The sequence below is a fragment of the Photorhabdus caribbeanensis genome (assembly GCF_018448885.1).
Classification (GTDB): Bacteria; Pseudomonadota; Gammaproteobacteria; order Enterobacterales; family Enterobacteriaceae; genus Photorhabdus; species Photorhabdus caribbeanensis.
Map to the genome: position 1 here is coordinate 86175 of NZ_RCWB01000004.1, position 9827 is coordinate 96001.

A 9827-nucleotide genomic window follows, 5' to 3' on the forward strand; every position below is an offset into this window, starting at 1 on the left:
TGAATCTCGATCCTACTCTGACAATTTAGTGTTGACTATTCTGACGACAAGTTAGGGTAGTCAATGCCGACATTAATTGGGACAGAATTATTTCTATGTTTATTAACTGACTTTTTAGCCATTATTTTTTATGTTGTTGATATACCGTTTAAGATATTCATCTCTGTTCGTTGTCTGACGACTAATACAATAGTTAGGCTTCATCCCCCTACAAACAAAATTGTAGGCAGCGTAAAAGTTTTTGCGATACTTTTATCTTTGTCATTACATCCGGTACCAACAAAAAAGGAGAATTAGAATGAATAAACCAAAGGAGAATAATATGAAAATTAATGTAGCATCTATAAGACAAGCGACATTTCGCTCTGAGTTTTCTCTTGATAGAGAAAGCGGACAGAGCATACAAGATTACTTGTCGAAAGAGATAGAACGTAGAATTGACTTGGTGAGAGAAAATATTCTTCTTGCATCAGAAAATAAAGAAAAAAACATCCCGTTGTTTTTTTCTTTACCTGAATTTTTTTGGAACATAAAATGGAATACGCTCAAAAACAAAGATGAGCTATATCAGCTAACTGACTATATGATGCATTATCTATCAGATGCACAGGAAAGTTTGATGAATTCCTTGCCCGAAAGCGAAGTAGGTAAAATCGTTCTGTTGGCAGGAACAATGGTAGTCTTGGTAGAAACTAGCAATGACGGGGTATTTGAACCTTTAAATTACTGTTTAATAAGCAATAACTTTAAAAAGAAAAATGATGGTAGATTTGAAAGGTCAATGTGGCCAAAGCGTACAACTTCACATATTGATTTCGGTCTTAAAGATAAAGTGACTAATAATGGGTTTATATTTACCTTTGCAGATAAATTAACTGTCGAAGTTCTAAACAAGACTCAGCATGTTGGTGAGCATGATAATAATATCAACTATGGTTTCTCTATCGATAACAATATAATTAACGACTGCCCGTTTAGTATTAACTTATGCCTTGATTATGGGAGAGTTAAACCAGGTGAACGCAATGATGAACTTATTGAATCATCATCGAAGATTGATTTCTTATTGGCTTGCGGTATGTCTTTGAGTCCAAATTACAAATATCCACCCAGCGTGCGATTTGCTGTAAGGAATGACGGAATGAGAGATGGAAAGGTTGAATGCTTCTCAATCAAAAATAGACATTTATTTAAAAAAATTCCACAGAGAGAATTAAATACCCGTTTATCGATGGTGGAGCTTACTCTTTAAATAGATAATATAACTACTCTTTCCTATGCCGATATTCAAGATCGGCATTTTTGTTATTAAACTCAGGTGGTCAGTAATTCAATATTATGTTCCAGACCCATTTTTCTCCTTAGCTAATTTATCAGCCACTTATTTAGTAAGTTAATTATCACTATCGGTATTTTTTAGCACCTGATTAATAACTTGTTTATGATAACTAATCCGCATTTCTATGATGAATGTGTACGATTAAAGGGTTGTAAAAGGGGTTGATATCATACTATTTATATGAGACAACTTTATCCGAGATCCAACCGTGGTGACGAAATTCATTTTTACTATCCGGTCAGCGATCCTCATATGGACATGATTTGCATGGGATCAGGATGATGACTCGTCATACAGACCAAGCTGCCAATAAAAGTAAAAGACCCACTGTCTTAACGGATGCGAAGCAATTCGCCCTGAATGCGCTTTCTAATTTCGATGAAGGTCTACAATTGGAATTTCTATCGCTGTCAATAAGTGAACTAGAGCTTGCTACAAACGGGCCGGATTTGTATTCCAAAATTTACTGTGTCCTACAAATCGGTTATTTCAAAGTTAAGTATTGTACTCAACGTAAACTAATCGCAGAATTGTTTGGATATTCTCTATGGTCTGAAAAATTCCGGCAACAATTCTCACAACGGCTGCTCGCCGAATTTTTATTTTTAAAAGGATGAAAGTAAATGTCTTATATTCAATCGCATTTGAAGGGAGGGTGTTGGTTTACCCTCGGCGACAGTATAACTGAAAGAGGTTGGTACCAACCAATAGTGACTGAAAACTTAGGTCTAAAAGAATGGAAAAACTATGGAATAGGGGGAACATGCATAGCTCAAAAAGATAAAAATGACAATTCAGCCATTTGTTTGAGATATGAAAAAATGGGAAGTAATCCAGATATTATTACAATATGGGGAGGGGTAAATGATTTTGGATTTGACTTTGGCTCCTATGGCGGGGTGGAAATAGGTGATTATAACGACAAAACCTCATTGACATTTATTGGAGGTATGAAGTTATTAATGACTGGAATTACCAAAAAATACCCATTAGCAAGAATAGGATTTATTATAACAACACCAATATCAGTACAAAGAGGTATGAATAGTAAAAACGCCAAAGGGTACTACTTGTCTGATTATTGCAACGTTTGTCGGGAAATTTGTGAAAAATATTCCATCCCATATCTGGATTTGTTAAAACAATCTGGATTCAATGAAAGAAATATCGATATTATGACCAGCAATAGCTTGGGCACAGTGTCCGATGGTTTACATCCATCAAAAATAGGTATGGCCAGGATTGCCCCCAAAATTTCAAACTTCATTTTATCTATTTAAGAGACAAAAAATGAGAATATTAACCATAGATTTATTAAAGATCGTTTCTATATTTTTCGTTGTAATTTCTCACGTTACTTTATTTTTCTTGTTGCGCGATGATAATGACGTGGTTTTGTATTTTTTTAGGCAGATTGGTCAGTTGGGGGTCTCGCTGTTTTTTATGTGCAGTGGCTATTTCTTACTAAATAACAAGCATGAAAAGCAGGTGGATTACGTCATTAATAAAGCTAAAGGGATATTAACTGTATTGCTGTTTTGGCTTATCTTTTATTATCTGTATGACACCTGTTTTATCAGTAAATTTACAACCGTGCCTACTGTTGATTTTTTAAATTATATTAATGTTAGTAGAACCACATCAGATGCCACTCATTTATGGTTTATATTTGCAATTGTTTCTCTCTATATATTAACACCACTAATGCGTAACACATTTAACGAAACAAATGCAAAGGGGATTATGAAAATACTTGTCATAATGCTTATAATTTCTAATCTTACATTGCTGAATGCACTAACAGATTACAAATTCTCTTTTTCCCTAATCCCATTCAATATTTTGCTTCCGTTCCAAGTTGAGGGTTTGATTAGTTTCTTGATAGGCGGATATTTAGGGCTAACGAAACCTCAAATAAAGACATTTTCCTTTAAGCACATAATGCTTCTAGTACTTTTTATTATATCATTGATATCTTTATCAATCATTTCATCCAGGACAGGGATGACCTTCTTTTATGGGAAGTTTTATAATGTATTTCTTCAGGTTTCTTCAGTTTGCCTGTTTTTATTCTTGGTTAATTTGAATATCAACGAAATACCATTCTTAATAAATGATATTAGTAAGAATATACTGGGTATATATCTTGTTCACAATATTTTTGTTATTGAAATACATAACGAATTTATCCATAATTTATTCTTAGAAAAATTTAATTACATAAATATATATGTTTACATAATAGCCTATTCTTTGCTGGCTTTTATCCTGTCATATATATTATGCGTTTTGTTACGAAAATCAAAAATAACATCAAAAATTATAACCATCTAGCGTTATTTACAGGGAGAGCCGGTTTCTTCCAGTAATATCTTTTTGGCAGTAAAGTATATTGGCTAAAGGAAGGCGTTTTACAATTATCACAGACCACACAGTGGGTTGAAAAGTAAAACGCCTTATGAGACTCCCGTTGAAAAAATGAGAGCTTAAAAATGCTCTGTCAATTGAAGCCAGAGATCACACATCATATATTTTTATAATGAGTTCCAACACTATGAATCGTGATTGTATTTTCAGTATTATTTTGAGTGAAAGTTACCCTGTCTTTTTGGCTTAGCCTCACACTAAATAAATTATTTGGCAGTTTTTCCAAGTTACTGCCGCTTGCTGTACCAATACTCTTTGCTGCTGTAAGTGGATCGTTACCCTTTTGCACCTCTTTTATAAATGAACTATACTTTTGTTTCGCAGCACCGTCCATATTAGAAAACCCATTCCTGGATTTGTTCTTTTTAAGTTCTTGAAAACTCACTCTCCATTTAGGTGGTTCAGTTGGGCCTGCTAAATAACCTATTCTGCCATCAGGTAATTTCTGTGGTGGCCGAAAAAAGGGTTTAGAAAGTTTTTTTCTCTCAATATAACTTTCTAATGATTTAGATTCTAATCTATTGTAAAAGTTTTTTGAAAAAATCATCTTTCCTAGTGATGTTACAGCAGATAATATAAATAAGAAATCAATTAATTTAAAAAACCTTGCGATATTTGATTGTTGATTTTCCTCCAAAGGAATTTCCTGTGTAGCAAAAAAATATAGTGCAAATAATTTATCGTCATCTGAATAATCACTTAATGGTTTATTTTCAAGACCAGGAATATTCCAAATATTTTCAGGATATTCACCTTCAAAATCCAGTTCATTCTTGAAAAAACCATTTGCCATATCTTTAGAAATTTGATCACCATTTTCATCTAATAGTGCAGATGAAAGATTAGACATATATTCTTGATAAATTCTCTCAGCAGTCTCTTTATTATTATAATAGTCATCAGGAAGTTGAGATACATTATGAATACCACTTGCAGCTAAAGCATACGCTAATATTATTTTTTTAGCCCGATATTCAACTCCATATAATGCTGTATGCCCCTCATCTGTTTGCTGAAAGTTTAGTACACGTACTATATCTCCTGCTATTTGCTTTTCAACAGGTGGATATCCACTTCTATCATCAGGTGTTAATTGTATAACCATTATATTTCTCCATTATGTTAATGTTTATTTGAACTATGAAATCTCTGACAGAAAACGCTGCAATTTGTCGCTGATAATATAAATTTCAACTTTAAATATAGGGTTTTCCCTGGCTTTTTAATCATTAATTTCAATGTAAAATTAACTTACACAAGAATTATTAGCAAGCTTTTATTTTGCCATTTATCTTTTGGTTTTTTTCATTTAAATCATTAACTTAATGTTAGTTAAACAAATAATCAAATGAGTTAAATAAAAAAACAGAGGACACTAAAAACAAACTGTACTAATACAGGTATGAAGAGTGGGGTAATTTAATGTTAAAAAAATATTTTTAATATAGCTGCATGTTGTTATGCAACTGTGAAATAACCATTGTGCATGACAGAGAATAGGCGGTTTTCGATTATTTTTAATGAAAAACTCACTTAATATATCCTATGGATTTCAAGATGCATCGCGGCGGCAAGGGAGCGAATCCCCGGGAGCATAGATAATTATGTTACCGAGGTGAGTGCAGCCAACAAAGAAGCAACTTGAAAGATGACGGGTACAAATGATTTTCATTGATCGTTTTTTTATTAATGAAGCCTCGTGTAAACGAGGCTATTTTTGATATACAAGGTCATATAGATTTCTTCAATACACCACAGTGTAATATCTCAAGTCCTACGGCGTGATATAACTAGCTTATCCTTAGGACGATCCGCCCAGTCGGAAGGCTTATTATTGAAGTTATCCGCAAGCAAATAAGACGGAGTTTTAGCTAACCAATCAGAGAGTGAAATATCTTGGTAGATACCGTTATCCAGCACAACCAGCACCTTAAGATCATCATTGCCAATATTTTCGATATAGTGACCAAATCCCTGTGGCACATAACCGACATCGGTTGGCCCATATTTTGCGGTCTGTGCGTGTCCGTGAGAACTAAATACGGTCATACGCCCTTTACCTGAAATGTAGTATTGCCATTCGTTAGCATTAGGGTGCCAATGTAGTTCACGTATTGCACCAGGTTTGACCGTTTCTATGAGACCAGTGATCGTTGTAGAAATAGGAAATTCTTTCGATGATGCCCGATAAATACTCCCTGCGTCGTTCTCGAAGAAAGGTTTATTTTTCAAGAGTTCATAGCGGTGGGTAAGTGGAGCATCGTTTAATCCTCCATCGTCAGCAGGTAGGGGGAGTTTTGGCGGTATAGCGCCGCCAACAATGTAAGCTTCTCCTTGCTTAATTTTAGAAAAAACGGATGCCGGCATGTTGACGCTTTTCTCAAGCACCTCTTTCGGCATATGCGTTATCCAATCAGTAATACTGAAAGTACCAAACTCTGAGAAATGTCCGTCATCAAAAGTTAGAATAAAATGCGCGCCATCTTCAAGTGCCTGAATGGAATGACCATGACCTTTAGGAAAATACCATACATCGCCGGGACCAAAATCAGCTACTTCACTTTTACCTTCAGGATCGATAATAGTGATACGCGCATGACCTTCCAGCATATATGCCCATTCAGCGGCAATAGCATGCCAATGAAGTTCACGGACACCACCCGGTTTAAGTAACATATCAACACCGGCAATCCCTGTAGATATCGGGAATTGTTCTACCGTGGCTTCTCGTGCCCATCCATTTTCCAATATCCGTTTTTTGCTATCGGTGAATTTGTATTTATACAAACTTTTGGCATCTACTGGTGGTTTATTTTTGCCAGCAGTGACTATATTGTGTTGTTCATCTGCAACAGCCGCTTTAATCATACCGCCCATGCTAGCGGCGGCGGCGCCAATTGCGGATGCCTTCAAAATATCACGACGAGAGAACATATTTATTGCCTCCGGGAATAAAATGGGTACCAGCAGGAATAGTTGCAAGCTGATATCTATTTATTTGGTTTTTTTAAGTTAATGGTTGTCACTGGAAAGAAAAATTAGAGGTGACTGATTAAGCATAGTAGAAAATTAGTCGTCTCGGGAAAACCAGAAACAACCTTGGTTTTCCCGAGGGTTGGAAGAAAAAGTGTTTTTACTTCATTTACTCTTTTTTGCCAGAGTAAGGGCGAACGTATTTCATAATGCAGTCAAGTTTTTCACAGGTCTCTTGCCATTCTCTTTCTGGTTTTGAATCTCTGACCAATCCCGCGCCAGCCTGAAGCCAACAGCTCCCTTGATGCTGATAGAGAGAACGTAATACCAGAGCCGCATCCAGTTTACCTGAGCTATCTAATAACATGACACAACCGCTATAAAGCTGGCGTGGTTCACCTTCATAATGTGAAATTGCTTGTAAAGAAGGTTTTTTAGGTATCCCCGAAGCGGTTACTGCCGGAAATAGGGCGATAAATGCATCCCAACGATTTTTACCTGTCTGTAGTAATCCTTTTACCCGTGATGCCAAATGTTGTACTGAACCCCGTTTACGAATCGTCATAAACTCTGATACACAAAGTGTGTCAGCCTGACAAATCGGCGCCAGTTCTTCTAATGCCAATTTGGCCGAAACAGCATGTTCGGAGATCTCTTTTGGGTCAGAAAGCAAATCTGCTCTCAACCGTTGATCCTGATCTTTATTATGTGTCAAAGCTCTGGTTCCAGCCAATGGTTGTGTACTGACCCAACCTGAACCATCTGCTTCAACCACGGTTTCTGGGCTGAAACCATAAACAGAGAAATCTTCATCCCGCAAGAAGAAGGAGCGGGCAGGTGTGTTAGCCTGACGACCTAACCAGTAACTGTGTGGCATATCAATGTTCGAACCAAGTTCAACTCGACGTGACAGGATCACTTTTTGGTAGTGGCCCACGGTAATGTCCTTAACTGCATTGGAGACGTTATCCTTATAATGCTTTGCCGCGTCTGGCTTATTAATGATTTCCATATCTTCTGTACATGAGAAAACAGGTGTGCCTAATTGGTCAGCATGGCGAATTTTCTCACTCCATATGGCGAGTTGATCTTCTTCGAGCGTTCGTATCAGAACCTGTCCTTGAGTTATGCGTAATTCATGCTGTGGAATAGTGATTTTTATTAATTCTTCGTTTTGTTGTGCTAATGGCAACCTATATGTCATATGGGAGAATTCAAATAAAGTTCTTCCATAGGCCCGCCAATCCTGAATGGGGAGGGCATTAAGCGCCTGTTCAAGTTTTTGGCTCAATGTGCTGATATCGTATGGATGATAATTCCCTTGTGAATCAATCAATTGACCTGATGCGTCCGCACTGATGGTCGCTGCACAGCCTATCCCCAATGACCACTCGCCTTTCACTTCATAGAGCATATAAGGTTGTGCTTCGTCATCTGAAAGTAAATGCGTGATTAAATCTAACGGAGTGCTGGCAATAACAACAGTTTGCTCATGATATTGCTGTATTGGGTTGCCATGTTCTGCTTGTGCCATCTGTACCAAGCGGCGTTTATCAATTTTTCCTACTGTAGTTAACGGCCAATAGGCGACAAACAACCATTGGTCAGGAATTTTATGACGCTGAACCCCTTTCTGTTGTAGAAATGCCTCTAGCTGTACCGGTTCCAGTTGATTGCCATTGTTAGGTAAACAGGCGCAGGTTCGTTCACCCAACAGTTCATCAGGCACAGAAATGACAACTACATCATTAATGTTAGGGTGTTGCAGCAACAAGGTTTCAACTTCTTGGGTCGAAATTTTCTCGCCACTGCGGTTAATCAGCTCTTTAATTCGGCCCTCAACGATCAGGTTGCCATCTGAGGTCATACGAACCAGATCACCGGTACGATAGAACCCATCGGTGGTGAAAGCTACAGTATTATGCTGTTCTGCACGGTAATATTCGGTAATGGTGTAAGGGCCACGTGTAATAAGCTCTCCTATCTCTCCGGGCGCTACAGGTTGCAAATTGGCGTCAACTATTTTGATCTCATCTTCTTCTGATAACGGTCGCCCTTGGGTATTAATGATGACCTCATAGGGATCATCTAATCGGGTGTAACAGAGTAATCCTTCCGCTGTACCAAACACCTGTTGCAAAGGCCCAAGACGCGCTATCACTTGTTCCGCTAGTTCTGGCGTCAACCTGCTGCCGCCTACTTGCAAACAGCGTAGGGATGAAAGATCGCTTTGTTCCCAGTCGCGAGCCTGTTCCCAGAGCCGTGCAAGAGCCGGTACTAATGCTAGATGGGTCACTTTGTGTTGCTCGATTAGCGGCATAGCTTCATCACAACTGGCGGTATCGCTCAGAAGAACCCTTCCCCCCTGGGAAAGGACGCCCAAAATACCGGGGCTGCCTAACGTGAAGTTATGTGCCACAGGCAGTACGGCCAAATAAACACTTTCCGTATTTACTGCGCACAAGCGAGCAGAGAGCACAAAATCATAGGTATAAGCGTTGTGAGTACGGGGAATTAATTTAGGTGTGCCGGTCGTTCCCCCTGAAAGCAATAAAACAGCAATATCGCCATAGCTTGGACCAGGAATATTTAGCGGTGCATCATCAATGGATGCTAATGCGGTAAATTCTTCCGCTTTTCCGTCAACAATAATGTGTTTCAAATCGGGACACGATGCCGCAATTTCTCGTGCCATTTCCCGGTAGTCAAAATCATGGATGCAATCGGGGATAATGTAAGCAACCGGACGTACAATCCGGCAAAGGGCCTGAACGTCATGTGCCCGCTGTGTCGGCATTAATAACACTGGATGAGCGCCTAACCTAAATAGGGCAAAACAGGCAACAACAAAGGAGATACGGTTAGGCAGTTGTACCATAACATTATCCCCACGACGTATCCCTCGACGAAATAGTCCGCTGGCTAATCTCTCTGCGGATTGGTGCAACTCACGGTAAGTTAGTTGTTGTTCTTGATAGATCAGCGCTGTTTTATCGCCCCAAATACCGGACCACCCGGCAAGTTGTTGGTCCAGCGTTTTGCCATTCCAAAGATAGTCCGGAGTCATAGTAAGTGTTTTCCTAGAAAA

7 protein-coding genes are annotated in these 9827 nt (G+C 38.3%); 4 read left to right on the forward strand and 3 right to left on the reverse strand.

Annotated elements, in window-relative coordinates:
- Positions 1-298 precede the first annotated feature (298 nt).
- From EAE90_RS04570 to EAE90_RS04585, 4 genes are all read left to right on the forward strand, one after another.
- Complete coding sequence (locus EAE90_RS04570) at positions 299-1252, forward strand: hypothetical protein (protein ID WP_214052476.1); 954 nt, start codon at positions 299-301, stop codon at positions 1250-1252.
- A 365-nt stretch (positions 1253-1617) separates the two neighbouring features.
- Positions 1618-1956, forward strand: a complete 339-nt coding sequence (locus EAE90_RS04575; RefSeq protein ID WP_214052477.1) for a DUF4158 domain-containing protein — start codon at positions 1618-1620, stop codon at positions 1954-1956.
- A 6-nt stretch (positions 1957-1962) separates the two neighbouring features.
- Complete coding sequence (locus EAE90_RS04580) at positions 1963-2619, forward strand: SGNH/GDSL hydrolase family protein (protein WP_214052478.1); 657 nt, start codon at positions 1963-1965, stop codon at positions 2617-2619.
- Between the two features lie 10 nt (positions 2620-2629).
- Positions 2630-3673, forward strand: a complete 1044-nt coding sequence (locus tag EAE90_RS04585; RefSeq protein ID WP_214052479.1) for an acyltransferase — start codon at positions 2630-2632, stop codon at positions 3671-3673.
- A 190-nt stretch (positions 3674-3863) separates the two neighbouring features.
- Here the strand turns inward: EAE90_RS04585 and EAE90_RS04590 are convergent, their stop codons facing one another.
- The 3 genes from EAE90_RS04590 to EAE90_RS04600 all read right to left on the reverse strand — a co-directional run bounded on the left by EAE90_RS04590 (position 3864) and on the right by EAE90_RS04600 (position 9806).
- A complete protein-coding gene (locus EAE90_RS04590) occupies positions 3864-4871 on the reverse strand; it encodes a Txp40, insecticidal toxin (previously name A24tox) (RefSeq protein ID WP_214052480.1) in 1008 nt (335 codons plus the stop codon).
- A 662-nt stretch (positions 4872-5533) separates the two neighbouring features.
- Positions 5534-6700: a cupin domain-containing protein gene (locus EAE90_RS04595; protein ID WP_214052481.1), complete on the reverse strand. Its 1167-nt coding sequence runs from the start codon at positions 6698-6700 to the stop codon at positions 5534-5536.
- 208 nt (positions 6701-6908) lie between these two features.
- Positions 6909-9806, reverse strand: coding sequence for a salicylate synthase (locus EAE90_RS04600; RefSeq protein WP_214052482.1), 2898 nt, complete (start codon positions 9804-9806; stop codon positions 6909-6911).
- Positions 9807-9827: the final 21 nt, after the last annotated feature.

Bases quoted from the DNA above. Each gene is read 5' to 3' on its own strand.
- EAE90_RS04585 (WP_214052479.1), top strand. From the start codon at position 2,630: ATGAGAATATTAACCATAGATTTATTAAAGATCGTTTCTATATTTTTC.
- EAE90_RS04590 (WP_214052480.1), bottom strand. From the start codon at position 4,871: ATGGTTATACAATTAACACCTGATGATAGAAGTGGATATCCACCTGTT.
- EAE90_RS04570 (WP_214052476.1), top strand. From the start codon at position 299: ATGAATAAACCAAAGGAGAATAATATGAAAATTAATGTAGCATCTATA.
- EAE90_RS04580 (WP_214052478.1), top strand. From the start codon at position 1,963: ATGTCTTATATTCAATCGCATTTGAAGGGAGGGTGTTGGTTTACCCTC.
- EAE90_RS04575 (WP_214052477.1), top strand. From the start codon at position 1,618: ATGATGACTCGTCATACAGACCAAGCTGCCAATAAAAGTAAAAGACCC.
- EAE90_RS04600 (WP_214052482.1), bottom strand. From the start codon at position 9,806: ATGACTCCGGACTATCTTTGGAATGGCAAAACGCTGGACCAACAACTT.
- EAE90_RS04595 (WP_214052481.1), bottom strand. From the start codon at position 6,700: ATGTTCTCTCGTCGTGATATTTTGAAGGCATCCGCAATTGGCGCCGCC.